Source organism: Caulobacter sp. D5 (genome assembly GCF_003185805.1).
Taxonomy (GTDB): Bacteria; Pseudomonadota; Alphaproteobacteria; order Caulobacterales; family Caulobacteraceae; genus Caulobacter.
Window position 1 is genome coordinate 1 of the sequence record NZ_QHJY01000016.1, and the last position, 26316, is coordinate 26316.

At 69.0% G+C, this 26316-nt stretch carries 26 protein-coding genes; 19 read left to right on the forward strand and 7 right to left on the reverse strand.

Features of this window, described 5'->3' with window-relative positions:
* Positions 1-121: 121 nt before the first annotated feature.
* From rfbA to DMC18_RS01410, 7 genes are all read left to right on the forward strand, one after another.
* Entirely contained in the window at positions 122-997 is an 876-nt protein-coding gene (gene rfbA / locus DMC18_RS01380; protein WP_110118940.1) for a glucose-1-phosphate thymidylyltransferase RfbA, read from the forward strand.
* A gap of 73 nt (positions 998-1070) precedes the next feature.
* Positions 1071-1724, forward strand: a complete 654-nt coding sequence (gene fsa, locus DMC18_RS01385) for a fructose-6-phosphate aldolase (protein ID WP_110118941.1) — start codon at positions 1071-1073, stop codon at positions 1722-1724.
* Positions 1725-1890: 166 nt separating this feature from the next.
* Positions 1891-2124, forward strand: a complete 234-nt coding sequence (locus tag DMC18_RS01390; protein WP_110118942.1) for a hypothetical protein — start codon at positions 1891-1893, stop codon at positions 2122-2124.
* A 104-nt stretch (positions 2125-2228) separates the two neighbouring features.
* Positions 2229-3629: a cystathionine beta-synthase gene (locus DMC18_RS01395; RefSeq protein ID WP_110118943.1), complete on the forward strand. Its 1401-nt coding sequence runs from the start codon at positions 2229-2231 to the stop codon at positions 3627-3629.
* A 58-nt stretch (positions 3630-3687) separates the two neighbouring features.
* On the forward strand, positions 3688-3945 hold the full coding sequence (locus DMC18_RS01400; protein WP_110118944.1) for a type II toxin-antitoxin system ParD family antitoxin: 258 nt from the start codon (positions 3688-3690) through the stop codon (positions 3943-3945).
* Positions 3946-4251 (forward strand): type II toxin-antitoxin system RelE/ParE family toxin, encoded by a 306-nt coding sequence (locus DMC18_RS01405; protein WP_110118945.1) that lies wholly within the window; start codon positions 3946-3948, stop codon positions 4249-4251. It abuts the gene before it with no gap.
* Positions 4252-4263: 12 nt separating this feature from the next.
* A complete protein-coding gene (locus DMC18_RS01410; protein ID WP_110118946.1) occupies positions 4264-5439 on the forward strand; it encodes a PLP-dependent aspartate aminotransferase family protein in 1176 nt (391 codons plus the stop codon).
* Here DMC18_RS01410 and DMC18_RS01415 read toward each other — a convergent pair.
* A complete protein-coding gene (locus DMC18_RS01415; protein ID WP_110118947.1) occupies positions 5366-6349 on the reverse strand; it encodes a mechanosensitive ion channel family protein in 984 nt (327 codons plus the stop codon). The genes DMC18_RS01410 and DMC18_RS01415 overlap by 74 nt on opposite strands.
* A gap of 268 nt (positions 6350-6617) precedes the next feature.
* Here DMC18_RS01415 and DMC18_RS01420 point away from each other — a divergent pair, with 268 nt between their 5' ends.
* The 4 genes from DMC18_RS01420 (at position 6618) to DMC18_RS01435 (ending at position 10896) form a co-directional block, all read left to right on the forward strand.
* Positions 6618-7778, forward strand: coding sequence for a DegT/DnrJ/EryC1/StrS aminotransferase family protein (locus DMC18_RS01420; RefSeq protein ID WP_110118948.1), 1161 nt, complete (start codon positions 6618-6620; stop codon positions 7776-7778).
* A 66-nt stretch (positions 7779-7844) separates the two neighbouring features.
* Complete coding sequence (locus DMC18_RS01425) at positions 7845-8624, forward strand: hypothetical protein (protein WP_110118949.1); 780 nt, start codon at positions 7845-7847, stop codon at positions 8622-8624.
* Positions 8624-9508, forward strand: coding sequence for a hypothetical protein (locus tag DMC18_RS01430; RefSeq protein ID WP_110132645.1), 885 nt, complete (start codon positions 8624-8626; stop codon positions 9506-9508). Before DMC18_RS01425 ends, DMC18_RS01430 begins: the two co-directional genes overlap by 1 nt.
* 170 nt (positions 9509-9678) lie before the next feature.
* Complete coding sequence (locus DMC18_RS01435; protein ID WP_110118950.1) at positions 9679-10896, forward strand: multidrug effflux MFS transporter; 1218 nt, start codon at positions 9679-9681, stop codon at positions 10894-10896.
* 13 nt (positions 10897-10909) lie between these two features.
* Here the strand turns inward: DMC18_RS01435 and DMC18_RS01440 are convergent, their stop codons facing one another.
* Positions 10910-12655 (reverse strand): ATP-binding protein, encoded by a 1746-nt coding sequence (locus DMC18_RS01440; protein WP_110118951.1) that lies wholly within the window; start codon positions 12653-12655, stop codon positions 10910-10912.
* Between the two features lie 50 nt (positions 12656-12705).
* Positions 12706-14310, reverse strand: a complete 1605-nt coding sequence (locus DMC18_RS01445) for a cisplatin damage response ATP-dependent DNA ligase (RefSeq protein ID WP_110118952.1) — start codon at positions 14308-14310, stop codon at positions 12706-12708.
* 106 nt (positions 14311-14416) lie between these two features.
* Between DMC18_RS01445 and DMC18_RS01450 the strand changes: the two genes are divergently transcribed.
* Positions 14417-14833: a PaaI family thioesterase gene (locus tag DMC18_RS01450; RefSeq protein WP_110118963.1), complete on the forward strand. Its 417-nt coding sequence runs from the start codon at positions 14417-14419 to the stop codon at positions 14831-14833.
* A 3-nt stretch (positions 14834-14836) separates the two neighbouring features.
* Here DMC18_RS01450 and DMC18_RS01455 read toward each other — a convergent pair whose 3' ends face one another.
* Positions 14837-15550 carry a hypothetical protein gene (locus tag DMC18_RS01455; protein WP_110118953.1) on the reverse strand — a complete coding sequence of 238 codons (714 nt, stop codon included), beginning with the start codon at positions 15548-15550 and terminating at the stop codon, positions 14837-14839.
* A gap of 74 nt (positions 15551-15624) precedes the next feature.
* Between DMC18_RS01455 and DMC18_RS01460 the strand changes: the two genes are divergently transcribed.
* Positions 15625-16605 carry a DUF2167 domain-containing protein gene (locus tag DMC18_RS01460; protein ID WP_110118954.1) on the forward strand — a complete coding sequence of 327 codons (981 nt, stop codon included), beginning with the start codon at positions 15625-15627 and terminating at the stop codon, positions 16603-16605.
* Between the two features lie 9 nt (positions 16606-16614).
* On the opposite strand, the gene DMC18_RS01465 is transcribed toward DMC18_RS01460, so the two are convergent.
* Positions 16615-17646: a ligase-associated DNA damage response exonuclease gene (locus DMC18_RS01465; RefSeq protein ID WP_110118955.1), complete on the reverse strand. Its 1032-nt coding sequence runs from the start codon at positions 17644-17646 to the stop codon at positions 16615-16617.
* Between the two features lie 43 nt (positions 17647-17689).
* On the opposite strand from DMC18_RS01465, the gene DMC18_RS01470 reads away from it, so the two are divergent.
* The 4 genes from DMC18_RS01470 to DMC18_RS01480 all read left to right on the forward strand — a co-directional run bounded on the left by DMC18_RS01470 (position 17690) and on the right by DMC18_RS01480 (position 21728).
* Entirely contained in the window at positions 17690-18205 is a 516-nt protein-coding gene (locus DMC18_RS01470; RefSeq protein WP_110118956.1) for a PaaI family thioesterase, read from the forward strand.
* Complete coding sequence (locus tag DMC18_RS01475; RefSeq protein ID WP_110118957.1) at positions 18202-18621, forward strand: PaaI family thioesterase; 420 nt, start codon at positions 18202-18204, stop codon at positions 18619-18621. The genes DMC18_RS01470 and DMC18_RS01475 overlap by 4 nt, the downstream gene beginning before the upstream one ends.
* A 248-nt stretch (positions 18622-18869) precedes the next feature.
* Entirely contained in the window at positions 18870-18968 is a 99-nt protein-coding gene (locus DMC18_RS26740; protein WP_233245198.1) for a hypothetical protein, read from the forward strand.
* A gap of 279 nt (positions 18969-19247) precedes the next feature.
* Positions 19248-21728: a TonB-dependent receptor gene (locus DMC18_RS01480; protein WP_110118958.1), complete on the forward strand. Its 2481-nt coding sequence runs from the start codon at positions 19248-19250 to the stop codon at positions 21726-21728.
* Positions 21729-21740: 12 nt separating this feature from the next.
* Here the strand turns inward: DMC18_RS01480 and DMC18_RS01485 are convergent, their stop codons facing one another.
* On the reverse strand, positions 21741-22694 hold the full coding sequence (locus DMC18_RS01485; RefSeq protein ID WP_110118959.1) for a histone deacetylase: 954 nt from the start codon (positions 22692-22694) through the stop codon (positions 21741-21743).
* 92 nt (positions 22695-22786) lie between these two features.
* On the opposite strand from DMC18_RS01485, the gene DMC18_RS01490 reads away from it, so the two are divergent.
* A complete protein-coding gene (locus tag DMC18_RS01490) occupies positions 22787-23641 on the forward strand; it encodes an acyl-CoA thioesterase II (RefSeq protein WP_110118960.1) in 855 nt (284 codons plus the stop codon).
* A 172-nt stretch (positions 23642-23813) separates the two neighbouring features.
* On the opposite strand, the gene DMC18_RS01495 is transcribed toward DMC18_RS01490, so the two are convergent.
* The gene (locus DMC18_RS01495) at positions 23814-25697 is read right to left on the reverse strand and encodes an HWE histidine kinase domain-containing protein (protein WP_110118961.1); all 1884 of its coding nucleotides are present in this window, start codon (positions 25695-25697) and stop codon (positions 23814-23816) included.
* Between the two features lie 194 nt (positions 25698-25891).
* Between DMC18_RS01495 and DMC18_RS01500 the strand changes: the two genes are divergently transcribed.
* Positions 25892-26242 (forward strand): hypothetical protein, encoded by a 351-nt coding sequence (locus tag DMC18_RS01500; protein WP_110118962.1) that lies wholly within the window; start codon positions 25892-25894, stop codon positions 26240-26242.
* Positions 26243-26316: the final 74 nt, after the last annotated feature.

A 26316-nucleotide genomic window follows, 5' to 3' on the forward strand; every position in this document is an offset into this window, starting at 1 on the left:
GGCCTTTGAACGGCGCGCTCGACAGCGGCAAGGTGGCGGCGGTGTTCGGCTGGCGGGCCGAGCCCTGGGAGCAGGCCGTGCGGCGCGCGGCCGGCCAGATCATCGCGGAAGGACTGGACGCATGAGACGCGGCATCATCCTCGCCGGAGGCTCGGGCAGCCGCCTGGCGCCCCTGACCCTGGCCGTCAGCAAGCAGCTGCTGCCGGTCTACGACAAGCCGATGATCTACTATTCGCTGACCACGCTGATGCTGGCCGGCGTGCGCGAAGTCCTGATCGTCACCAACCCGCACGACGAGGAGTCCTTCCGCCGCCTGCTGGGCGACGGGTCGCACCTTGGCCTGCGCATCGAATACAAGCCCCAGCCCGCGCCCGAAGGCATCGCCCAGGCCCTGATCCTGGGCGAAGAGTTCCTCGACGGCGCCGACAGCGCCGTGGTGCTGGGCGACAACATCTTCTTCGGCGCGGGCTTCGCCGACCTGCTGCAGGCCGCGGCCGAACGGCCCTCCGGCGCGACCGTGTTCGGCTACACGGTGGTGGATCCCCAGCGCTACGGCGTGGTCGAGATCGGCGCCGACGGCAAGGCGCTGAGCATCGAGGAAAAGCCCGAAAAGCCGCGCTCGCGCCACGCCGTCACCGGCCTCTACTTCTACGACGGCGAGGCGCCGGCCATCGCCCGGGCGCTGAAGCCCTCTGCCCGCGGCGAACTGGAGATCACCGATGTCAACCGCGCCTATCTCGACGCCGGAACCCTGACGGTCGAGCGCCTGGGACGCGGCTACGCCTGGTTCGACACCGGCACCCACGACTCCCTCATGGAAGCCTCCGAATACGTGCGCGCCATCGAGCTGCGCCAGGGCTTCCGCATCGGCTGCGTCGAGGAGGTCGCCTTCCAGATGGGCTTCATCGACGCCGACCAACTGCGCGCCCTGGCGGGCCCCTCGCCCAAGACCGGCTACCATCGCTATCTGCGCCAACTGGCCGACGGCGAGATCTGAAATCCTGGCGCCTCGGTTCCCGAGGGGCTAAACCGACCGCAAATCCCTTCAAGAAAAAGGCCCGCGCAGAGCCATGCAGATCTTCCTCGACAGCACCGACACCAAGGTCATCGCCGACGCCGCCGCCACCGGCCTCGTCGACGGCGTCACCACCAACCCGACCCTGATCGCCAAGGCCGGCCGCCCGATGCTCGAAGTGATCGCCGAGATCTGCGACCTCGTCCCCGGCCCGATCAGCGCCGAAGTCGCCGCCACCACCGCCGACGCCATGATCGCCGAAGGCACGAAGCTGGCCGGCATCGCGCCGAACGTGGTCATCAAGCTGCCGCTGACCCGCGACGGCCTGATCGCCTGCAACCACTTCGCCAACGAAGGCGTGAACACCAACGTCACCCTGTGCTTCTCGCCGACCCAGGCCCTGCTGGCCGCCAAGGCCGGCGCGACCTACGTCTCGCCGTTCATCGGCCGCCTGGACGACTACGGCTTCGACGGCATGGACCTGATCCGCGACATCCGCACGATCTACGACAACTACGGCTATGAGACCGAGATCCTGGCCGCCTCGGTGCGCAACGTCGCCCACGTCAAGGAAGCCGCGATCGTCGGCGCCGACGTCGTCACCATCCCGCCGGCCGTGTTCGCCGACCTCTTCAAGCACCCGCTGACCGACAAGGGCCTGGAACAGTTCCTGAAGGATTGGGCCGGCACGGGCCAGTCCATCCTGTAGCTTGGGCCATCCTGTAGCTCGGCGATTTTGTAAGGGCCAAAAACCCTTATTTCACAAGGCGCGGCCCCGGATTCGTCCGGGGTCGTTCTTTTTTGCAACTGCGAAGGTGGTTCGCAAACGCGAACTCGTGCGTTAGGGTCGGGAAACCTCGTCGAGGAGCGCGCCCATGAAAGCCGCCGATATCGCCATCGACATCTGCCTGGCCTCCGCCGAGGAAGCCGTGCGGTTCTCCCGCTTCGTGCAGAGCTTCCTGGCCAGCAACGGCTTTCCCTTCGTGATGATCCACAACGCGCCCGAACTCGAGGGCGAGCGCCGCAAGGTGGTGTTCGAGGACGCCGGCGTCGGCCGCAAGTTCGCCCTCGAATGGCGGATGGACCGACTGGCGGCCAGCGGGGCCTGAACCCGGGGCCCAGACGCTGCGGTCAAGCTTGAAGAACGACGTTTCCCGTTTCTGATTTTGCGCGTTAGACAGGAGATCCTTTCTTCCTGTCGCAGAGTCGCGCCATGAACGACCCCAAATCCGCCCTTCCGCCGGTCGCCGGTTCCGCGCTCGATCTGATCGGCCGCACCCCGATGCTGGAGGTCCGCAACCTCGACACCGGCCCCTGCCGCCTGTTCCTGAAGCTCGAAAGCCAGAACCCCGGCGGCTCGATCAAGGACCGCGTGGCCCGCTCGATGATCGAGGCGGCCGAGGCCGACGGCTCGCTGAAGCCCGGCGGCACGATCATCGAGGCCACCGCCGGCAACACGGGCCTCGGCCTTGCCCAGGTGGCGGCGCTGAAGGGCTACAAGCTGATCCTGATCGTCCCCGACAAGATGGCGCGCGAAAAGATCCTGCATCTTCGGGCCATGGGCGTGGACGTGCGCCTGACCCGCAGCGACGTCGGCAAGGGCCACCCCGAATACTACCAGGACATGGCCCAGGCCCTGGCCCAGTCGATCCCCGGGGCGATCTACGCCAACCAGTTCGAGAACCCGGCCAATCCGCGCGCCCACTATGTCGGCACCGGCCCCGAGATCCTCGCCCAGATGGACGGCGACGTCGACGCCGTGGTCGTCGGGGTGGGCTCGGGCGGCACGCTGACGGGCGTCGGCCGCTACATGGCCGAGCAGTCGCCGAAGACGAAGATGGTGCTGGCAGATCCGGTCGGCTCGATCCTCTGCGACTACGTGGCCACCGGAACCTACGGCGAGGCCGGCTCGTGGATCGTCGAGGGCATCGGCGAGGACTTCATTCCCGACAACGCCCAGATGGATCTGGTGTCCAAGGCCTACTCCATCAGCGACCGCGAGAGCGTCGACACCGCCCGCCTGCTGCTGCGCAAGGAGGGCGTGCTGGCCGGCTCGTCGTCGGGCACCCTGCTGGCGGCGGCCTTGCGCTATTGCCGCGAACAGACGCAGCCCAAACGGGTCGTCACCCTGGTCTGCGACACCGGCGCCAAGTACCTGACCAAGATGTTCAACGACATGTGGCTGGCCGCGCACGGCTTCGACCAGCGCGAACTGCATGGCGACCTGCGCGACCTGATCGCCAAGCGCTACGCCGATGGCGGCGTCATCGCCATCGGGCCGGGCGACACCCTGCTGACCGCCTACAACCGCATGCGCTCGAGCGACATCAGCCAGTTGCCGGTGGTCGATCACGGCAGGCTGGTGGGCATTCTCGACGAAAGCGACATCCTGGCCGCCGTCGAGGGGCGCGACGAGCATCGCGGCGCCCGCTTCAAGACCCCCGTCGCCGACGCCATGACCCGCCAGATCAACACCCTGCAGGCTCACCAGGGCGTCGAGGCCCTGCCCGACGTGTTCGAGCGCGACGAGGTGGCGCTGGTGGTCGACGGCGAGGAGTTCCTCGGCGTCATCACCCGGGTCGACCTGCTCAACCACCTGCGGCTGGAGGCGTGAGGGCGTTGCGGAAATGTTCTGCCGGAGTCATGTTGGCGTTCAAGCGTAGGGTCCAATTATGGAAGTCACTCTGAAGCCCGATCTTGAGCAGTTCGCCCGCGATTGCGTCGCCGACGGCCGCTACGAGGATGTCGGGGCGGTGATCAAGGCGGCGCTTGCTCTTCTGCAGGAGCAGGAGGAACGGCGGAAGCAGCTCAGCGACTCGCTGGACGAGGCGATGGCTGAGGCTGATCGCGACGGCTGTTTCACGGCCGCCGAAGTCGCGGCGGAAATGAGGGCCGCTATAGAAACGGCCGCCAGGGAAGCTGTAAAATAGATGGCGCCGGCGACGATCGCGCCGCAAGCCAGGCGTGAACTTCTCGCTGCTTCGAACTGGATTTCCGCCGATAGTCCGCGCGCCGCGCTGAGGCTGACGGAGACCATGCTGGCCGCAGCCGATGCCCTGGGCCGCAATCCTTATCTCGGCCAGGAGCAGCCAGACCTTGTTCGACCGCCCTTCCGTCTGTTCAGGCTGAAAGGATTTCCCTACGTCCTGGCCTACAATCCGTCTCGAAAGCCGCCGGTGATCGCGCGCCTGCTGCACGAGGCCCGCGACCTGGCCGACGCCCTCAAATCCCTCTGACGTCGAGATCCCATGACCGACATCCCCGGCAAGAACCGCCTGGCCTTCGCCACCCGCACGATCCACGGCGGCCAGTTCCCCGATCCCAGCACCGGCGCGGTGATGGTGCCGATCTACGCCACCTCGACCTACGTCCAGTCGAGCCCCGGCGAGCACAAGGGCTTCGAGTACAGCCGCAGCCAGAACCCCACCCGCTTCGCCTTCGAGCGGTCGATCGCCGACCTGGAGAGCGGCAGCGCCGGCTTCGCCTTCGCCTCGGGCCTGGCGGCCGCCTCGACGATCCTGGAGATCCTCGACAGCGGCGCCCACGTGATCGCCAGCGACGACCTCTATGGCGGCTCGTTCCGGCTGTTCGAGCGGGTCCGCAAGCGTTCGGCCGGCCTGTCGTTCAGCTTCGTCGACATGGCCGACGTCTCGGCGATCGAGGCGGCGATCCGCCCCGAGACGAAGATGATCTGGGTCGAGACGCCGACCAATCCGATGCTGCGCCTGGCCGACCTGGAGGCCATCGCCGCCCTGGCCAAGCGCCGCGGCCTGATCACCGTGGCCGACAACACCTTCGCCAGCCCCTACGTCCAGCGGCCGCTGGAGCTGGGCTTCGACATCGTCATGCACTCGGCCACCAAATACCTGAACGGCCACTCCGACGTGGTCGCGGGCGTGGCCGTGGTCGGCGACAATCCCGAGCTGATCGACAAGCTGAAGTTCCTGCAGAACGCCGTCGGCGCGGTGCTGGGGCCGTTCGACAGCTTCCTGGCCTTGCGCGGGGTCAAGACCCTGGCCCTGCGCATGCAGCGGGCCTGCGACAGCGCCCTGGAGATCGCCCAGTGGCTTTCCACCCGCAAGGACGTCGAGCGGGTGATCTATCCGGGCCTTGAGAGCCACCCCCAGCACGCCCTGGCCCGCCGCCAGATGCACGGCGGCTATGGCGGCATCATCTCGGTGGAGCTGAAGGGCGACGAGGCCACGGCCCGCCGGATGCTGGAGCGCACGCGCCTCTTCACGCTGGCCGAGAGCCTGGGCGGGGTCGAGAGCCTGATCGAGCATCCGGCGATCATGACCCACGCCTCGATCCCGGCCGATCAGCGCAAGGCGCTGGGGATCAGCGACACCCTCATCCGGCTTTCGGTGGGGATCGAGGACTGCTCGGATCTGATTTCCGACCTCTCCTCGGCGCTTTCAGCTTGAACAGGTGATGGTCCTTGTCGCCGGGCATGGCCGGCGACGGGTCCGGAGCCTTGGACGGACGCGGGGGCGGCAGGATCCGCGTCGGGTCCTCGGCCCACAGGTGGGCGGCCAGCATCAGGTCGGTCTTGACAGGGCCGAAGTCCTCCTTGGCCGTCCACACGCGGATCGCGGCCTGGGCGAACACTTCGGAGAGATCGACGACCTCGATCATCGGCGCGGGGTCCTTGCGCACGCGAGGGTCGCTCTCGGCCCGCTCGCGCATCTTCTGCAGCACGACCACCAGGTCGGTCTTCAGCGGCACCTTGAACAGCACGTCGGCGCGGCGGTTGCGATGGGTCGAGTAGTTCAGGATGACGTCGCCGAACACCTTGCTGTTGGGGATCATCACCTTGACGTTGTCGGGCGTGGCGATCTCGGTGAACAGCAAGTCCAGCGACTTGACCGTGCCCTGGCGGGTGGCCGTCTCGATGACGTCGCCGACGCGATAGGGACGAAACAGCAGGATCATCACCCCGGCCGCCACGTTCGACAGCGCGCCTTGCAGGGCCAGGCCGATGGCCAGCGAGGCCGCGCCGAGCACCGCGATGATCGAGGTCGCCTGCACGCCCAGCTGCTGCAGCACCGCCACCAGGCCGATGGCGACCACCGCATAGCGCACCAGCGAGGAGACGAAGCTCTCCAGCGTCGGGTCGGGATTGGTGCGATGCACGCGGCTCAAAGCCCGCTTGGCCATTCCGGCCAGCCAGCCGGCCGCCCAGAAGGTGACGAACAGGATGAGGGCGGCGACGACCAGATTGACGGCCACCTTGCCCAGCCAGTCGAGGAAATGCCCGAACATGGTCTCGTCGGCCTTGATGTTGGCGATGGACGGAAGGTTGAGGTCGGCGGGTACGGTACTGGGCTTGCTCATGGATCTCTCGATGGCGCCCCCGCGCCGGCCGGTCAACGAAGCGCGGTGAAGGTTCGTTCCAAACGACAGATCCTCCCCCTGAAGGGGGAGGTGGCCCGAAGGGCCGGAGGGGGAAGTCCTTGCTGATGTCGAGCCGGCCGCAACCGAAACAGCCACATCCCCCTCAGTCGCTCCGCGACAGCTCCCCCTTCAGGGGGAGCATCTGGCGAAACAGTCGGTTACATCAATTGGCTCGTCCCCGAGCCGCCCCGCCTCTAAGAGCCCGCCCATGAGCATGCCCTTCATCGACCTCGCCGCGCAGCAGCGCCGGATCCGCGACAAGATCGATGTCGCCATCGCCAAGGTGCTGGACAGCGGCGCCTATGTCATGGGCCCGCAGGTGCGCGAGTTCGAAGCGCAGCTGGCCGCCTTCGGCCAGGCCAAGCTCGCCCTGTCCTGCGCCAACGGCACCGACGCCATCGCCCTGCCGCTGATGGCCTGGGGCGTTGGGCCCGGCGACGCAGTGTTCTGCCCCTCCTTCACCTTCGCCGCGACGCCGGAAGTCGTGCCGTGGGTCGGCGCCACGCCGGTGTTCGTCGACGTGCTGCCCGACACCTTCAACCTCGACCCCGCCAAGCTGGAAGCCGCCATCGCCGGCGTGAAGGCCAAGGGCGAGCTGACCCCCAAGGTGGTCATCGCCGTCGACCTGTTCGGCCAGCCGGCCGACTATCCGGCCATCAAGGCCATCTGCGATCGCGAAGGCCTGAAGCTGGTCTCCGACAGCGCCCAGGGCTTCGGCTGCACCCTGGACGGCAAGCATCCGCTGCACTGGGCGGACGTGGCCACCACCAGCTTCTTCCCGGCCAAGCCCCTGGGCTGCTACGGCGACGGCGGGGCGGTGCTGACCAACGATCCGGTGCTGTGGGACCTGATGGACAGCTATCGCGTGCACGGCAAGGCGGTCGGCCCGGACCTCGAAGGCAAGACCTTCGACCACGACCCGAAGTACCTCAACACCCGCATCGGCATGAACTCGCGCCTGGACACCATCCAGGCGGCGATCCTGATCGAGAAGCTGGCCATCTTCCAGGAAGAGATCGACCTGCGTCAGGTGGTGGCCCAGCGCTACGCCGAGGGCCTGAAGGACTCGGTGCTCGCCGTCCCGTCCGTCATCGACGGCGGCGTTTCGGTCTGGGCCCAGTACGTCATCGAGCACGAGAACCGCGACGGTCTGGCCGCCCACCTGAAGGCCAAGGGCGTGCCGACCGCCGTCTACTATCCGGTGCCGATGCACGTGCAGGCCCCGTACGCCGCCTTCCCGCGCGGCGAAGGCGGCCTGCCGGTGACCGAGGCCAAGGCCGAAACGGTGCTGGCCCTGCCGATGCACCCCTATCTGGCGGAGGCCGACCAGGCGGTGATCATCGAGGCGATCCGCGGCTTCAACGGCTGAGCTGCGCCTCATTGAGGCCTCAACTGCCGGCATGTTCGGGTCCGACTTCAAACGTCGAAGGCCCGCATGCACGACCCGGTCACCAGCTTCGTCGTCACGGTGTTCAGCGCCCCCAGCGCCGCCCTGATCATGGCCAGCGCCATCCTGGCGCTGGCCATCGGCCTGATCCTCCAGTCGGGCCATTTCGAATACGCGCCGCTGAAGGACGACCTGCGGCGCCGCGCCGACCTGCTGTCGGACCTGCGTGGCGCGGACCTGCAAAAGGCCTTCGCCGACGCCTTCCCGACGATCGACAAGCGCCTGAGCGCCTCGGCCCACCCGACGCTGGAGCTCGGCTGGGCGACCTATCGCGGCCAGTTGGCGCAGACCAGCGACGGGCGGCTGGCCGCGCCGATCCACGCCATCGACGCCTTCGACCATGCCGACGGCCCGGCCCGCACCCTGGAATGGTGGGCCAACCTGCTGGTCGCCATCGGCCTGGTCATCACCTTCATGGGCATCGTCGCGGCCCTGACCGAGGCCGTCGACGCCATGCAGCGCCAAGGCGGCGCCGGCATGCAGACGGCGCTGATGAACCTGCTGGCCGTGGCGGCGACCAAGTTCTGGACCTCGATCGCCGGCGTGCTGGGCTCGATCGTCCTGCGCCTGGCCGCGCGCCGTCGACGCAAGGCGATCGAGGCGCTGGAAGCCCACTTCTTCGCGCTGCTCGACAGCTGCGTCCGCTTCGCCCCGCCCGAAAAGGTCATGCTGGATCAACTGGCCGTGCTGTCGCGGATCGAGGCCCTCCTGGCCGCCGGCGCCGCGATGCGCCCCGCCGCCCTTCCCGCCGCCCCGAGCCTGGCCTGATGGCGAGCCTGGCCCGCGCCCGCCGGCGCCGCACGCCCGACCTCGAAGAGGGCGAAAGCTACTACGTCTCGATGACCGACATGATGGTCGGGGTGATCTTCATCTTCATCATCATGCTCAGCTACTTCGCCCTGCAGTACCGGCAGTCGACCAAGGCGCTGACGCAGGCCCGGCATCCCGAGACCGCCGCCCTGCTCCAGACCGCCACGGCCCTGACACCGCATGAGGCCACCGTCGAGGTCGACGACAAGGCCCGGGTTCTGTGCGTGCCCGAAGACCTGATCGGCGGGACCGGAAGCGACCGCCGCTGCTTCTCCTACGCCCCGCCGGCCAAGACCGCGGCGACCACCGTGGCCGCCGACGACGCTCAGCGCATGCTGATGGGCTTCCTCGACGCCGACCTGCGCGACGCCGGCGCGCCGCTGGCGGGCGACACCAGCGGCGGCGCCCTGTCGTTCTCGGCCGACGCTCTGTTCGAACGGGGCACGGCCAACCTGTCGGCCGGCGGCCGCAAGATCGCCGGCGAGGTCGCCGCTTCGCTCGCCAGGCGCCTGCCCTGCCTGGCCTATGGCGGCGCCAGTTCGACCGCCTGCCCCGAGGGCGAGGCCAGACTGGCCCTCGTCAACGTGCTCAGCCAGACCAATCTCGACGCCTTCACCGCCGAGGGCCAGCAGGCCGCGGCCCTGGCCCTGGCGCGGTCGGCGGCCTTCCACCAGGCCCTGACCGGCGCCCAGCCGGTGCTCGCCGCCCTGCGCAACGGACCTCCGGACCAGGCCGCATCGCAGCCCCTGCTGCGCGTGGCCAGCGTCGGCCAGTCGCAGGAGGGCGCCTCGCGCTTGGGCGAGGGCCAGACGGTGAGCATCCAGTTCCAGATGGCGAGATAGAACGCGCCTCTCCATTGGCGCGCATCGGCAAGGGACCTATATGCCGGGCGTTGCGTTTCGCGCCGGCCGGCGCCTCGCGCGTTCACGGCCGAAGAGATCGCGTCATGCCCCGGGACACCACCGCCGCCACCGCCACCCGAGCTTCGGACCAGGCTTCCCCTCATCGGGGCATGGGCTTCGTCCAGTTCGTCGCCCTGATCGCGGCGATGATGGCCACCAACGCCCTGGCCATCGACTCCATGCTGCCCGCCCTGCCGCAGATCAGCGCCAGCCTGGGCCTGGCCGGCGACAACGAGCGCCAGTGGGTGATCACCGCCTACCTGCTCGGCTTCGGCGTCGCCCAGATCGCCTACGGCTCGCTGGCCGACCGCTACGGCCGCAAGCCCGTGCTGCTGGCCGGTCTTTCGCTCTACGTGCTGTTCAGCCTGGCCTGCGCCCTGACCACCTCGTTCGAGATGCTGCTGGTCGCCCGGGCCCTGACCGGCGTTGGCGCGGCCGCCACCCGGGTGCTGGCCGTCTCCATCGTCCGCGACTGCTATTCGGGTCGCCGCATGGCCCAGGTCATGTCGCTGTCGTTCATCGTCTTCCTGGCCGTGCCGATCCTGGCCCCCTCGATCGGCCAGGCCATCGTGCTGGTCGCGCCCTGGCGCTGGATCTTCGGCGTCATGGCCCTGTTCGGCGGCGCGGTGATCGCCTGGACGGCCCTGAAGCTGCCTGAGACCCTGCACCCGGAGGACCGCACGCCGATCTCGGCCAAGGCCATCCTCTCGGCCTTCCGCCAGGCCCTGACCGAGCGGACGGCCATCGGCTACACGATCGCCGCCACCCTGGTGCTGGCCGGCCTGTTCGGCTTCATCAACTCGGCCCAGCAGGTGTTCGTCGACGCCCTGGGCGCGGGCGAGTGGTTCACCCTGATCTTCGCCGGGATCGCCGGCGGCATCGCCGTGGCCTCGCTGGTCAACGCCCGCATCGTCGAGCGGCTGGGCATGCGCAAGGTCTCGCACGGCGCGCTGCTGGGCTTCATCGCCTTCGCCGGCATCCACGCGATCGTCGCCCACACCGGCCACGAGACGGTCTGGACCTTCGCCCTGCTGCAGGGATCGATGATGTTCTGCTTCGGCCTGGTGATGTCGAACTTCGGCGCGGTGGCCATGGAGCCGCTGGGCCACATCGCCGGCGCGGCGGCCTCGATCCAGGGCTTCATCACCACCATCGGCGGGGCGCTGGGCGGCTTCATGATCGGCCAGCTCTTCGACGGCACGGTCGGTCCGCTGACCCTGGGCTTCTTCGGCTTCGGCCTGGCCGGCCTCCTGGTCGTGCTGGTCACCGAGAAGGGCAGGCTGTTCCAGACCGGCCCCGGCGGCGGCGCGCCGGACATGGCCCACTAGCCCGTCCGGCCCTCTAGCCCCGCGCCCGCTCCAGCGCCTCGTACAGCCGCCCGATGTCGAGCGGCTTGGCCAGCCAGTCGGTCATGCCCGCGGCGCGGCAGGCCTGGACCTCCTCGTCGGCGACGCCGGCGCTGAAGCCGATCACCGGCACGTCGCGGTTGGCGCTGTCGCCGGCCCGCAGGCGGCGCGTGGCCTCGCGGCCGTCGAGGCCGGGCATGTTGACGTCCATCAGCACCACGTCGAAGACCTCGGCCTCCAGCCGCTTCAGCGCCTCCAGCCCGTCCGGCGCCGTGGTCAGCACCACGCCCAGCGGCTCCAGCACCAGGGCCAGGGTGCGGCGGTTCACCTCGTGGTCGTCGACCGCCAGGACGCGCAGGGCCGTGACCTCCGGCGGGGCCGCGCCCTGGTCGTTGGCGGCGGCGACCTTGGTCTCCTCGGCGCCCTGGGGCAGGGCCAGGGTCAGGCGGAAGATCGCGCCCTTCGGCTCGCCCGGACGCGCATCGAGCTCGCCGCCCATCAGCCGCGCCAGCTGCCGGCTGACGGTCAGCCCCAGGCCGGTGCCGCCATAGGTGCGGGCCGTCTCCAGCGAGGCCTGGGTGTAGGGCGTGAACAGCCGCTCCATGGCGTCCGGAGCGATGCCCGCGCCATTGTCCTGCACCTCGATCTCGACCTTCACCCAGCCTTCGTCGGCCGCAACCGCCAGCAGGCGCAGGGTGATGACCCCCTCCTCGGTGAACTTCACGGCGTTGGAGAGCAGGTTGTTGAGGATCTGGCGCAGGCGGAACGGGTCGCCCCGCACCCAGACGGCCGGCTGTTCGGCGGGCGGCTCGCGCAGGGTCAGGCCCTTGGCCTTGGCGCCGGCGGTCCAAAAGCGGGTGGCGTCGCGGATCGCCGCCAGCAGGTCGAAGTCGCGCGCCTCCAGGCTCATGGCCCGGGCCTCGATCTTGGCCTGGTCGAGCATGTCGGTCAGCAGGCCCGTCATCAGCTGGCCGGCGTCGACGATCAGGTCGGCGGTGACGCCGGTCTGGGCCGGATTGACCCCGGCGCGGATCAGGTGCGCCCCAGCCAGGATCGCCGACAGCGGCGTGCGCAGCTCGTGGCTGACGATGGCGGCCATGGCGGCGCGGTCGGCCACCGCGTCCTCGGCCTGGATGCGGCGGCGGTCGGCCTCCTCGCGGGCGGCCATCACGGCGCGGCGGGCCTGGTGCACGCGGCTCCAGATGGCGTGGACGACCAGCAGGAAGAACACCGCCGTCACCGCCAGGATCAGGATCATGCCGTGCGGCTGGCCGCCCCAGAACCAGAACGGCATGGCCGCCAGGCTGACGGCGTAGGGGATGGCGCCGGTGTAGAACATCGGCCGGCAGTCGACGCCCGAGGCGACGTTGTTGAGCATGCCGCCGGCCAGCACCAGAAGGCTGATCACCACCAGGGGCATGGCCCCGTTGGTCCAGATCAGCGTCACCACCGCGGCGTGGGCGATGGCCATCACCGCCATGGCGACCATGGCCAGGGCCGCGTGGAAGCGGACGTTGCGGCTCGGGAAACGGCCCTTGGCGAAGGGCCGGACGGCGACGAACTCCAGCCCCTGAACGAAGGCGCTGACGGCCAGCCAGGCGGGGATCAGGCCTCCATGCCCGGCAAGGTGCAGGGCCCAGCTCAGCAGGCCCGTCAGGCCCAGGCGGATGACGATCTGCCTGTAGCGCTCGTCGGCGTTGGCCGGCAGGTGGGGCAGAAGCGAGTCTAGAAACTTCACCATGCCCCCTCGCCTATCCCCGATAGGCGAAGGATCGGTGAATCCTGGACCCGTCAGTCCAACATCCGCTCCAGGGTGGTCAATTCGTCCGCTTCCCGGGCCGGCTTGTCCCAGCGGATGCGGTTGATGCGGGGAAAGCGCATGGCCACGCCGGACTTGTGACGGGTCGAGCGCTGCAGCCCTTCGAACGCCACCTCGAACACCAGGCCGAACTCGAGGTCGGCGCGCACCGACCGCACCGGCCCGAACCGCTCCACCGTATGATCGCGCACGAACTTGTCGATTGCTTTGAGCTCCTCGTCGGTGAAGCCGAAATAGGCCTTGCCCACCGGGGTCAGCCTGCGCTCGCCGGTCTCGTCCTCGCGCCAGACGCCGAAGGTGTAGTCGGAATAGAAGCTCGACCGCTTGCCGTGCCCGCGCTGGGCGTACATCAGCACCGCATCGATCAGGTGCGGGTCGCGCTTCCACTTGAACCACGGCCCCTTGGGGCGGCCGGGCTCGTAGGAACTGTCCCAGCGCTTGAGCATCAGGCCCTCGGCGATGGCCGGATCGCCGGCCGGGGGATCGGCGCGCAGGGCGGCCAGTCCTTCCCAGGTCTCGAACGGCTGGAGCGGTGACAGGTCGATCCGGGTCGTCTTCAGCCCGCCGACGAAGGCCTCCAGGCGCCGGCGGCGCTCGACGAACGGCAGGGCCCGCAGATCCTCCTCGCCGTCGAGCAGCAGGTCGTAGGCGCGGATCCCGGCCGGATAGGCGGCCATCAGCTTGGCGTCGACGGTCTTGCGGTTCAGCCGCTGCTGGAGATCGCCGAAACTGGCGATCGCGCCGTCCCGCATGACCAGCAGTTCGCCGTCCAGCGCGCCCTCGAAGTCCAGCGCGTCGAGCACGTCGGGGAAGGTCGCCGAGATGTCGTCGCCGGTGCGGGTGTAGAGCCGGCGCTCGCCGCGCTCGCTGACCGCCTGCACGCGGATGCCGTCCCACTTCCATTCGGCGGCGTAGGCGGCCGGGTCGAGCTTGGCGAAATCCACCGCCTCGTCGATGGCCTGGGCCAGCATCACCGGCCTGAAACGGCCCGGGGCGTCGGGCGAAGGCCGCTCCGAGCGTCCTTCCAGCCAGGCGAAGAGGTCGCCATAGGGCGGCTCGATCGCGTGCCAGACCTCCTCGATCTCGCCGATCGCCACGCCGCCCAGATTGGCGCAGGCCTGCTTGGCCAGACGCGAGGAGACGCCGACCCGCAGGCCGCCGGTCATCAGCTTGAGCAGCGCCCAGCGGCCGTCGGCGTCCAGCGCGTCGAGCCAGCCCTCGATCAGCTGCTGGGCCTCCCCGCGCGACGTCGTCTTCAGCGCCTCGACCACCTCCGACAGCTCCGGCTCGCGATTGGCGCCGGGCCGCTCGGGCCAGACCAGGGCGACGGTCTCGGCCAGGTCGCCGACATAGTCGTAGGACCAGGCGAACAGCTGGGCGTCCATCCGCGCCTCGACGGCCTTGCGGATGAAGGCCGGCTTGGCGGCGTCGAACGACAGGGCGCCGGTCAGGGCCGCCAGGGCGTAGCCGCGGTCGGGATCGGGCGTCCCGCGCAGGAAGTCCTCGATCAGGGTCAGCTTGGCGTTGCGCGAGGCCGTCAGCGACAGGCGGTCGAGAAGATGGGCGAAGGCGCGCATGCAAAGAGAATGTCGCGCCCGGACGCAGGTTCAAGCCATGGCGCGGCTTGCACGCAATTCAAACATTCGTTTAACTTCAATGGAGAGCCTGGCCTCGGAGACGACCATGACGTTCCAGCCGCCCGAACCCTTCGTCCCGCACACCCGCGCCAGCCCCCTGACCGCGCCCTGGGAGCCGATCTACGCCGACGTGCGCGACGACCGCTGGGTGCTGGGACTGGAGGCGCGCGAGGTCCACGCCAATTCGCGCGGCGGGCCGCACGGGGGCCTGATCGCCGCCCTGGCCGACAACGCCATGGGCCTGTCGTGCGGCGTTCGGATGCGCCGCGAGGGCCTGGCCTTCAACGGCTTCGTCACCGTCTCGCTGGGGGTCGACTATCTGGCCGCGCCGAGCCTTGGCCAATGGCTGGCGTTCGACACCGACTTCATCAAGCCCGGCAAGAGCCTCTGCTACGCCGAGGCCACGGTCCTCGCCGACGGCAAGCCGGTGGCGAGGGCGCGGGGCACGTTCAAGGTGGTGTGAGCCTCAGGCCTTCGCCTCGTCCAGCTGGCCCAGGATCATGATCTTCTGCCAGATCTTGCGGCCAAGGTCCGAGGTCAGGGTCTCGATGTCGTTGACCGCCGCCAGGATCGCCGGGTCGTCGTTCTCGCCGGCGTAGAGGGCGGCCAGCTTGGCGGTCAGGGCCAGCATCTCGGCGCAGTAGTCGAGATAGCGGGCCAGCTCGAAGCGGCTCATTTCGCGGGCCGGCGAGGAAGCCGTGCGCGGCCCCAGCACCAGGGTCGGGTCCTTGGTCAGCTGGTGCATGTCGACCACGTGGGCGAACGACCGCAGTTCGTGCAGCGCCTTGTGCACGCGGGCGCGCTTCCAGCGGGCCTCCAGCGACAGCAGGAACCATACCGCGCCGGCCGACAGCAGGGCCAGGTTCACCGCCGGCTCCAGGCCCTCGGCGGCGTGCAGCACGTCGGCCCCGCGCAGGCCGGCCAGCCAGTCCGTCCGGACGATCAGCCAGGTCGGCAGGGCCAGGGCCGCCAGGACGATCGCCGCCACCGGCAGGCGCAGGGCCAGATAGGGCCGCGACAGCCTGCGCGCCCGCCTGGCCGTCTCCCGCGCCGTCGCCGTCAGCCGCGCGCACACCCGCGACAGGCCAGAGGCCGGAAACCGCTCGGAAATCCGCGCATGCAGATGATCCAGCGTCGTCACCACCTCGCCGGCCTCCAGCCGCATCATGCCCTTCGCCATGGTCCCCCTCGTCCTCTTGCCGACGCCCGCGGCCCGGCTATAGCTAAGCGCTAGTACGTTCGGGGGAACAATTCATGCGTCATTTCACGACCACCGCCGCGGCTGTCGTCTCGGTCGCCCTGCCCGCCGCCATTCTGCCGGCGATCGTCCTGCCCACGACCGCCCTGGCCGCCGACCCCGAGGTCGTCGCCGGCAAGCCCGACATCAGCTGGCAGGACAGCCTGCCGCGCCGCACCGGCAAGGTCGCGCTGAGCGAAGGCAAGGCCTCGCTGGACCTGGGTCCGGACTTCTACTTCCTCGACGCCGCCGCCGCCCGCCGCGTGCTGACCGAGGGCTGGGGCAACCCGCCGGACGTGGCCGACGGCGTGCTGGGCATGATCCTGCCGGCCCGCTTCAAGCCGCTGGACGACGCCTCGTGGGGCGTCATCGTCACCTATCAGGACGTCGGCTATGTCGCGGACGAGGACGCCAAGACCACCGACTACGACAAGCTGCTGGTCGATCTGCGCCAGGGCGAGGACGAGGAGAACGCCTCGCGCGAAAAGGCCGGCTACAAGGCCATCCACCTGGCCGGCTGGGCCGAGCGGCCGAGCTACGACGCCGGCAAGCACGTGCTGATCTGGGCCCGCGACCTGGAGATCGGTCGCGGCGAGGCCCACTCTCTGAACTACGACATCCGCGTGCTGGGCCGGAAGGGCGTGATCAGCCTCAACGCCGTGGCCGCGCCCGAGGCCCTGCCCGAGCTGCACGCCATGGCCGGCCGCATCGCCTCCACCGCCCAGTTCGACCAGGGCTCGCGCTACGCCGACTTCAAGCAGGGCGAGGACAAGGTCGCCGAGTTCGGCGTCGCCGGCCTGATCGCCGCCGGCGCGGGCGTGGCGGCGGCCAAGAAGTTCGGCCTGCTGGCCCTGCTGATCGCCTTCGGCAAGAAGGGCCTCGTGCTGATCATCGCCGCTTTCGGCGGCCTCGTGACCTGGTTCCGCAACAAGTTCGGCGGCGGCGGCAAGAAGACCAAGACCGACGCCACGCCGCCGGGTCCCGACCTGATCTCCTGATCCGGACGTCTATTCCCCGTCGTCCTCGTCATAGCCGACGAGGCGCAGGGCGCGGGCGGGGATGCCCTCCAGGGCGCACCAGCGCTCCAGGGCCTCCTCGCGGCCGTGGGTGATCCACACCTCGCCGGGCCGCAGCTCGGCCAGGGTGTCGGTCAGCTCGTCCCAGTCGGCGTGGTCGGAGATGATCAGCGGCAGCTCCACGCCGCGTTGCCGGGCGCGGGCCCGCACCCGCATCCAGCCGCTGGCGAAGCAGTCGACCGGATCGGGAAAGCGCCGGCTCCAGCGGTCGGCCAGGGCCGAGGGCGGGGCGACGATGATGCTGCCCGCAAAATCGCCCGTCTTGCCGCGCTCGGTGGTCGCGGGCGCCAGCGGGCCAAGGTCGACGCCGTGGTTCTCGTAGAGGCGGTTCAGCCGCTCCATGGCGCCGTGCACGTGGATCGTCCGGTCCCAGCCCGCCTCGCGCAGCAGGCTGATCACCCGCTGGGCCTTGCCCAGGGCGTAGGCGCCGACGATGTGAGCGCGCTCGGGGAACTGCGCGACCGATTTCAGCAGGGCGGCGATCTCGCCCCTGTCGTCGGGATGGCGAAAGACCGGCAGGCCAAAGGTGGCCTCGGTGACGAAGACGTCGCAGGGCACGGGCTCGAACCGCGCGCAGGTGGGATCTCGGCGGCGCTTGTAGTCGCCCGAGACGACGATGGTCAGGCCCTGCCAGCGCACCACCGCCTGGGCCGAGCCCAGCACGTGGCCGGCGGGGACGAGGCTCACCTCGACGCCGTTGTGGGTGAAGCTTTCGCCATAGGGGACGGCCTGGCGCTGGCCGGTGAAGTCCTCGCCATAGCGCTCGGCCATGATCGCCAGGGTCTCCGGCGTCGCCGCCACCATGCCGTGGCCGGCCCGGGCGTGGTCCGAATGGCCATGGGTGATCACCGCCCGGTCCACGGGGCGGACCGGGTCGATATAGAAGTCGCCGGGCGGGCAATAGAGCCCGGCGGGCTTCGGACAGAGAAGATCCTGCGGCTTGATCACGGCTGGATAAGACAACGCGCGATCCTGTAAGCCTATCCCTCCAAGACCAGAGAGCGGCATGAGCGAGACGGATCTGAACGAGCAGCACCGCCTCATCGCCAAGGCGATGAACGAAGGCAGTCCCCAGGCCAAGGCCCTGGGCTTCACCACCCTCGACATCGGCGACGGCGTCGCGGTGCTGAAGGTCCCCTATCGCACCGAACTGGTCGGCGATCCGGAGACCGGGGTGATCGCCGGCGGGGTGGTGACCACCCTGCTCGACCACGCTTCGGGACAAGCGGTGCACGCGGCCATGAGCACCTGGACCTCGATCGCCACCCTGGACCTGCGCATCGACTACATGCGGCCGGCCGAGCCGGGGAAGGACATCCTGGCCCGCGCCCACTGCTACAAGCTGACCCGCTCGGTCGCCTTCGTGCGGGCCGTGGCCTACGAGACCGATCCGGAAGACCCGATCGCCGCCGCCCAGGCCGCGTTCATGCTGGACTCCAGCGCGGGCAGGAAGGCGGGCGCCAACCTCAAGCCGCCCGGTTCGAGCAAGCCGGACTCCAGCAAGAAGGAGGGCGGCCAGTGAGCGAAGCCCAGAGCCGCCTGGTCGCCGTTCTCGGCGCCATCCCCTACGCCAAGTTCATCGGCATGACCGCCGAACTGGCCGGCGACGAGATGACCGCCATCCTGCCGTTCTCGCCCGACATCGTCGGCAACCCGATGCTGCCGGCCATCCACGGCGGGGTGCTGGGAGCGTTCATGGAGATGACGGCCCTGGCCCAGCTGTCGATCGCCGAGACCCTGAAGCGCCAGCCGCGCACCATCGACGTCTCGATCGAGTACCTGCGCTCGGGCCGGCCGCTGACGACCTACGCCCGCGCCCAGATCAAGAAGGTCGGCCGGCGGATCGCCAACGTCCATGTCGAGGCCTGGCAGGAGCAGCGCGCCGCCCCGATCGCGGCCCTGCGCGGCCACTTCCTGCTGACCGGGGCCGAGGACTGATCCACCCTCCAGGCGGTGGCGCAGCGCAAGACGGCGCCGCGCCACCGTCGGCCAGCAAAGCAATAATCATCCAGGTAATTGCCAATTTGCACCGACATTAATCCCATGTAATGCACATTACACGCGAGATAGTTTCTTAAAACGGCGTCATGACGCATAGGTAACGGGTGTTCATCCCTCGCCCGGCCTATACCCCTTTTCACCGGACGCGGACGTCGCGCCGGGAAACAAACTCAGGGATCAGAACAATGACCTTCTCGAACAACGCCTTCGCTTCGCTGGCCAGCCTGGTGCTCGCCGTCCTGCCGCTCGTCATCGTCGCCGGCTCGCTGTCGCCGAGCTTCTGAATGAACGCCGCGTAGCTCCGCCGGCACAAACCCGGCGGGGCATGGCGCGATATTCGGCATCATAGAATAGATTAGAAATAAACTGATACTTACCTATTTCTGCAAATATCGAACCGTTTCTTTTGCATCACCGATGCAGCAATATCGCCGGTTTTCGACCCCATATTCGCTCGAATATCGTCATCAAACATTGAATTACGGCCTCTAAAAGTCTCGATCCCGCAAGGACTTACTTTGCACTTCGCAAAAGTTGCCGCGGGCAAGGGGATAATCTTAGAGATGAACAAGACCAAGCTGGCCTGCCTGGCCACGACGGCGCTGTTCAGCGGCCTGCTTTCGGCCGCCGGCGCCTACGCCCAATCCACCGCCACCACGGAACTCGACGCCGTCGTCGTCACCGCCTCCAACGGCCCCAAGACCATCGACGGCGCCATGGTCGCCGAGACGGCGCCGAAGGCGAAGTACACGATCACCAACGAGTTCCTGTCGCGTCAGGCCGACGGCCAGACCATCCTGCAGTCGCTGAACCTGGTGCCCGGCGTCGTGTTCTCGAACAGCGACCCGTACGGCTCGTCGGGCGGCACGATCCGCCTGCACGGCCAGGACGGCGCCCACATCGGCTTCCTGCTCGACGGCGTGCCGCTGAACGACGGCGGCAACTACGCGATCTATTCGAACCAGCAGATGGACCCCGAGGTCATCTCGCAGGCCAACGTCAACACCGGCTCGACCGACGCCGACTCCGTGACGGCCTCGTCGACCGCCGGCGTCATCAACTACACCACCCTGAAGGCGACCAAGGACGCCGGCGTGGTGATGAAGGCGGGCGTCGGCACCGACAACTACCGCCGCGTCTTCGGCCTGGTGCAGACCGGCGAGTTCGGCCCGCTGGGCACCCGCGCCTGGGCTTCGCTGAGCTACCAGAAGTACGACAAGTTCAAGGGCCCCGGCGACCTCGAGAAGAAGCAGTTCAACGCCCGCATCGAGCAGGACCTGGTCAAGCCCGGCGACTTCGTGGCGCTGTCGGTGAACTACAACGAGAACCGCAACAACAGCTACTACGGCGCCTACCTGGCCAACCTGGGCGGCACGACCTCGACCACCTCGCTGCCCGCCGACGTCGCCGTCTACGGCGCGGACTACGACTATCCGACGGCCTACACCGCCGTCTCGTCGACGGCCGGGACCAAGGACACCGCCGCCAGCGGCAACACCAACTACTACGGCATCAAGATCAACCCGTCGAACACGGGCACGATCCGCGGCCAGTCGCGCTTCACCCTGCTCGACAACCTGAAACTGACGATCGACCCGTCGTTCAACTACACCCTCGCCAACGGCGGCGGCGCGACCAACCTCTCCGAGACCAACGTCGTCCTGAAGAGCAACGCCTCCAGCGGCGTCGACCTGAACGGCGACGGCGACACGCTCGATACGGTCACCGTCTATTCGCCGAGCAACACCAACACCCGCCGCTATGACGTCAACAGCTCGCTGGTGTGGGACGTCGCCGACCACCACCGCGTGCGCTTCTCCTACGCCTGGGACGAGGCCCACACCCGTCAGACCGGCGAGTACAGCCTGCTCGACAGCAGCGGCACGCCCGGCGACGTGTTCGGCGGCAAGGACGGCTACGGCACGCCCATCCTGAACGGCGACGGCGAAGTCGTGCAGAAGCGCAACCGCGCCTCGGTGGCCACCTTCAAGCAGTTCAGCGTCGAATACCGCGGCGAATTCCTCGACGAGCGCCTGATCGCCAACATCGGCGTGCGCGCCCCGACCCTCGAGCGCGAACTGAACCAGTTCTGCTACTCGCTGGCCGGCTCGTCCTCGACCGCCTACTGCACCACGCTGAGCCCGACCTCGACCTCGACCAAGGCCGACGGCGCGGTGGCTTCCAAGGTGGTGGTCAACGGCACGACCTACTTCTCGCCGTTCTCGGCCTCGAAGAGCTATGACGCGGTGCTGCCGAACATCGGCCTGTCGTACAGGCTGGCCGACGCCCACACCGTCTACGCCAGCTATTCGGAGCAGATGTCGGCGCCGAAGGTCGACAACCTCTACGCCCTGACCACGACGGGCGCCCTGGGCAGCGCCGATCCGGAAACCGGCCAGACGATCGAGCTGGGCTACCGCTTCCGCATCCCGGCCGTGATGGCCAGCGCCAGCATCTACCACACCGCGATCCAGAACCGGATCGTCACCACCATCGACCCGAACGACACCTCGACCTACATCGACCGCAACGTCGGCGACGTCGAGATCAAGGGCTTCGACGGCCAGGTGGAGTGGAAGGTCGACGACAAGATGACGGCCTACGCCTCGGTCGCCTACACGGACGCCCAGCTGCAGGACAACCTCTATGTCAGCAGCACCCTGGGCTACGCCCAGACGGCCGGCAAGCAGGTGGTCGAGACCCCGAAGTGGACCTTCGGCGGCCGCCTGACCTACGACTTCGGCAAGTTCCAGGTCGGCTTCCAGGGCAAGTTCGTCGGCGATCGCTACATGACCGACGTCAACGACCAGAAGGTCAGCAGCTACACGGTGTTCGACGCCGACATCCGCTACGACCTGGGCGGCGACGGCTGGAAGAAGTCGTACATCCAGCTGAACGTGAACAACATCTTCGACGAGTTCTACTACGGCAACCTGGCCGGCACGCAGACCAGCGCCACCTACGGCGCGGCCGGCTACGGGCGCACCTACGCCTATATCGGCGCCCCGCGCTCGGCCATCCTCAGCCTCAAGACGGCCTTCTAAGCCTTCTGAAGCTCAGTACGCGTAAGGGAGGGGCGGCTCGGCGACGGGCCGCCCTTTCTCTTCTGTGGAAGCCAGACCCGCGGCCGTGCGGTGCAGGATGGCGTGGCGGTCGGCCAGGCGGTCGATGTCCGGGTCGTAGCCGCCGCCGATCACCCCGACGACCGGGATCTCGCGCGACAGGCACGCGCCCAGCACCCGAGCCTCGCGGGCGGCGATGCCGGCGTTGGTCAGCGACAGCCGGCCCAGCTTGTCGTCCGCATGCGGATCGACCCCGGCGTTGAAGAAGACAAGATCGGGCGCCACCCGCGCCAGCAGGTCCGGCAGGATCGCGTCGAGCCGGGCCAGATAGGCGGTATCGTCCGTCCCGTCGGGCAGCTCGACGTCGAGATCGCTGACGGCCTTGCGATGGGGAAAGTTCTTCTCGGCGTGCATCGAGAAGGTGAAGACGCTGGGATCCCCCTCGAAGATCCGCGCCGTGCCGTCGCCCTGGTGGACGTCGAGGTCGACGACCAGCACCTGGCTCACCCGCCCCTCGGCCTGCAGCAGCCGCGCGGCCACCGCCACGTCGTTGAACACGCAGAAGCCGGCGCCGGAAGCCGCCTCGGCGTGGTGGCTGCCGCCGGCGGTGTTGCAGGCGATCCCGTGCTCCAGCGCCAGACGCGCGGCCAGGATGGTGCCGCCGGTGGCGGCGCGGGCCCGGGTCGCCACGCTGTCGCTGTTGGGCATGCCGATGCGGCGCACGATATCGGGCGGCAGGCAAAGCTCGACGACGCCGCGCACATAATCGTCCGTATGCGCCAGGCGCAGGACCTCCAGCGGCGCGAACTCCGGCTTGTGGAAACCCTCCGGCCCCGGCAGGCCCTCGGCCTCCAGCAGGCTGGCCAGCTTCGAGAACTTGTCCATCGGGAAGCGGTGCCCGGGCGGCATTTCGGCCCGGAAGGCGGGGTGATGAACGATCGGCGGCATGGGCGAAGCATGGGCGCCGCGACCATGCGGCGCAAGGCTGACGCTATGGGCAGCCTTGCCCTATCGGTCCGTGAAGCTTATCGCAGCGCACCATGCAGACGCCCGAGAACCTCGCCGAAATCCTCAGCCTCGAAGCCATCGAGGTGAACCTGTTCCGCGGGATCAGCCCCAATGACGGCTTTCCGCGCATCTTCGGCGGCCTGGTCATCGCCCAGGCCCTGACCGCGGCCTACAAGACCGTGCCCGACCGCGTCTGCCACTCGCTGCACGCCTATTTCATCCGCCCGGGCGACGTGAACGCTCCCGTCCTCTACGAGGTCGAGCGGGCCCGCGACGGCGGCACCTTCACCACCCGCCGGGTGGCCGCCATCCAGCACGGCGAGCAGATCTTCAACCTGGCCGCCTCGTTCCAGACGCCGGAAGTCGGGCTCGAGCACCAGTTCGAGGCTCCGGACGTGCCCGCGCCGGAAACCCTGCCCACCGAGGCCGAATATCTGCGCAGCCTGGGCGACCAGATCCATCCCAAGATGCTGGCCTTCATGGAGCGCCCGCGCCCGGTGGACCTGCGCTGGATCGATCCGCAGAACCCGGTGAAGCCGGAAAAGAAGTCGGGCGAAAAGCAGGTCTGGATGCGCGCCGTCGCTCCGCTGGGCGAGGACATCCGCATGCAGCAGGCCGCCCTCGCCTACGCCTCGGACATGGCCTTCATGGAAAGCGCCCTGCGTCCGCACGGCCTGATCTGGACGACGCCGGGCCTGCAGGCCGCCAGCCTCGACCACGCCATGTGGTTCCACCACCCCTTCGACTTCAACGACTGGACCCTGTTCGCCCAGGACAGCCCCAGCGCCTCGCAGGGCCGCGGCCTGGTGCGCGGCCAGATGTTCAGCCGCGACGGCAAGCTGGTGGCCTCCGTGGCGCAGGAATGCCTGATGCGGATCCGGAAGTAGCTCCCCTCTCCCCTTGCGGGAGAGGGTGGCCTCCGAAGGAGGTCGGGTGAGGGGTCGAAAATCCTGTCCGCCGCGATGGCGGTCAGACAGGGTGCGGCCTCATAGTTTTGAGAGACCCCTCATCCGTCGACTTCGTCGACACCTTCTCCCGCAAGGGGAGAAGGATGCGTCCTCACCCCCGCCCGGTCACCGAGGCCAGGGCCCGGGCGATCTGGTGGACGTTGTAGGGCTTGCGGACGATCGGGGCGTCGAAGCCCATCGGGGCGGCCTTGTCGGCGTAGCCGGTGGCGAACACGAACGGCCGGCCTTCCCTGCGCAGCACCTCGGCCACCGGGGCGACCGACTGGCCGTTGAGGTCGGCGTCGAGCACGGCCGCGTCGAACTCCTGCTCCAGCATCGCCAGGGCCTCGCCCAGCTCGGCCGCGCAGCCGACCACCTCGACGCCGCTGTCCTCCAGGCCCGCCTCCAGCTCCATGGCCAGCAGCAGCGAGTCCTCGACGATCAGCACCTTCAGGCCGGCGATGGCCCCGGCGCGGAAATTCTCGTCGCCGCCGCCGATGGTCTCGACGATGCGCTCGGGCTCGACCTCGGCCGGCTCCGGCTCGGGACCGTCGGCCAGGGCGGCCGGCGCGGCGTGGATCATCGCCGACACGCCGCTGCGGCGGTAGTCGATCTTGGCCTCGCCGCCCAGTTCGCGGCCGACCACGTCCTCGACCAGGGTGGCGCCGAAGCCGCGCGTCGTGGGCGGGCTGGTCAGCGGGCCGCCGGTCTCCAGCCACTCCAGGCTGAAGCCGCCATCGGGCGAGCGACGCCAGACGATCTCGACCCGGCCGCTCTCGGTCGACAGCGAGCCGTACTTCACCGCGTTGACCGCCAGTTCGTGCAGGGCCAGCGACAGGGCGGCGGCCGCGCGCGGCGTCAGGAACAGTTCCGGCCCGTCCCAGCGGGTCTGGTTCGGGGCCAGCCCCCCCAGCTCGGCGGCGGCGATGCGGCCCAGGGTGGCGCCGCGCCAACGGGCGGCGCTGATCAGGTCGTGGGCCGAGCTCATCGACTTCAGCCGCGCGGCGAAGGTCTTGAGGAAGGCGTCCAGCGACGAGCTCTTGCGGGCCGACTGGGCGGCGACCGACTGCACCACCGCCAGCAGGTTCTTGATGCGGTGGTCGAGTTCGGCCACCAGGTTGTCGCGCCGCTCGTCGGCCTCGCGCTGGTCGGTGATGTCCTGCACCACGCCGATCAGCAAATCAGGCTTGCCCTCGCCGTCGAGCACCATGACGCCGCAACCGCGGCTCCAGCTTTCGCGGCCATCGGGACTGGCGGCGCGGCGATACTCCACCTCGTAACGGCCGCTCTCGCGCAACTGAGCGCGCAGGTCGTCGCGGGTGACCTCGCGGTCGTCGGGGTGGACATAGGGCCAGATGGCCTTGCCCTCCTCGGCCGGCATCTCGCCGGCGGGAATGCCGCTGATCCGCGCCATGCGCTCGCTGATGCGCACGCGGTCGGTCTTGATATGCCACTCGAACTCGCCCAGGCGCGCGGCCGTCAGGGCCAGGGCCAGGCGCTCGCCGTCGAGCAGGCGCTCGGCCTCGGCCCGCGCCTGGTCGGCGCCGCGGATCAGCTCCTCGACCGCCAGGTCGGCCAGTTCGGACAGGGATTCCAGAAGTTCGGGCGCGGCCTCGCCTCGCGGCGCGTCGTCCTCGACCGCCAGCACCCCCACGACGAAGCCGCGGGGATCGCGCAGCGGCGCGCAGGCCAGGAAGCCCGCATGGGCGAGGTTCGTGTGCTGCGACGAGCGGCTGCAACGCAGCACGATGTCGGCCAGCGGCGTCTCGCGGGAAATCGTCGGATTGGCGTGGCCGACCCGTCCGGCCAGGCGGATGTGGTCAACCTCGATCAGCAGCAGGGCCGCGCGCGGGGCTTCGAACAGCCGCGCGGCCAGCCGGGTCAGCCGCGAGAGACGCGGGTCGTCGGCGTCCGTCCACGCTTCGGCCAGAGCCGTCGCCGCCCGCAGTCTACGGGCCTCCTGATCCGATGCTCGTTCTGCATCCGCGTCCGCCATGATTCGAACATAGACCGCCTTCCCGTCACGCGCGAGCGGCGATCACCCCGGATTGGGGCGTTCGCACGCGATCTTCTGTGGTGAAGCTTTCGCGGTGACGCTAAGATGGGAACTGGCCGCACGGGCTCCGCGTTGACGGGGCGCAGCTTGATGCTGCATTCCCGTACAGCCTGCCGCGAACCGGAGACGAGATCATGCCCGCGAACGCCTTGAATCCTGCTCTCAAAGAAGCCGACAAGGCGCAGGCCGCCGCCGGCGTGGCCGCCGAGCACGCCGAACGCAGCTTCGCCGAAGCCGCCTCGGCCGCGAAGGCCAGCTTCGCCGACGCCGCCAAGCGCCTCGAGAAGAACCTCCTCGAAGGCTTCGACACCCTGCGCGCCCAGAGCCGCACCTACACCGACACCGCCGGCGCCCAGCTGGAAGACGCTCAGAAGTACGTCTCCGAGCGCGTCCGCGAGCGCCCGATCACCGCCACCCTCGCCGGTCTCGGCGTCGGCGTTCTCCTGGGCCTCCTGCTCGCGGGCGGCCGCAGCCACAACAAGTGATCTTCGAAAAGACCCTGATGACGCTGGCAGCGGCCGCGGCGATCGCCGCGGCCGCTGCCGTGAGCGTGTTCGCC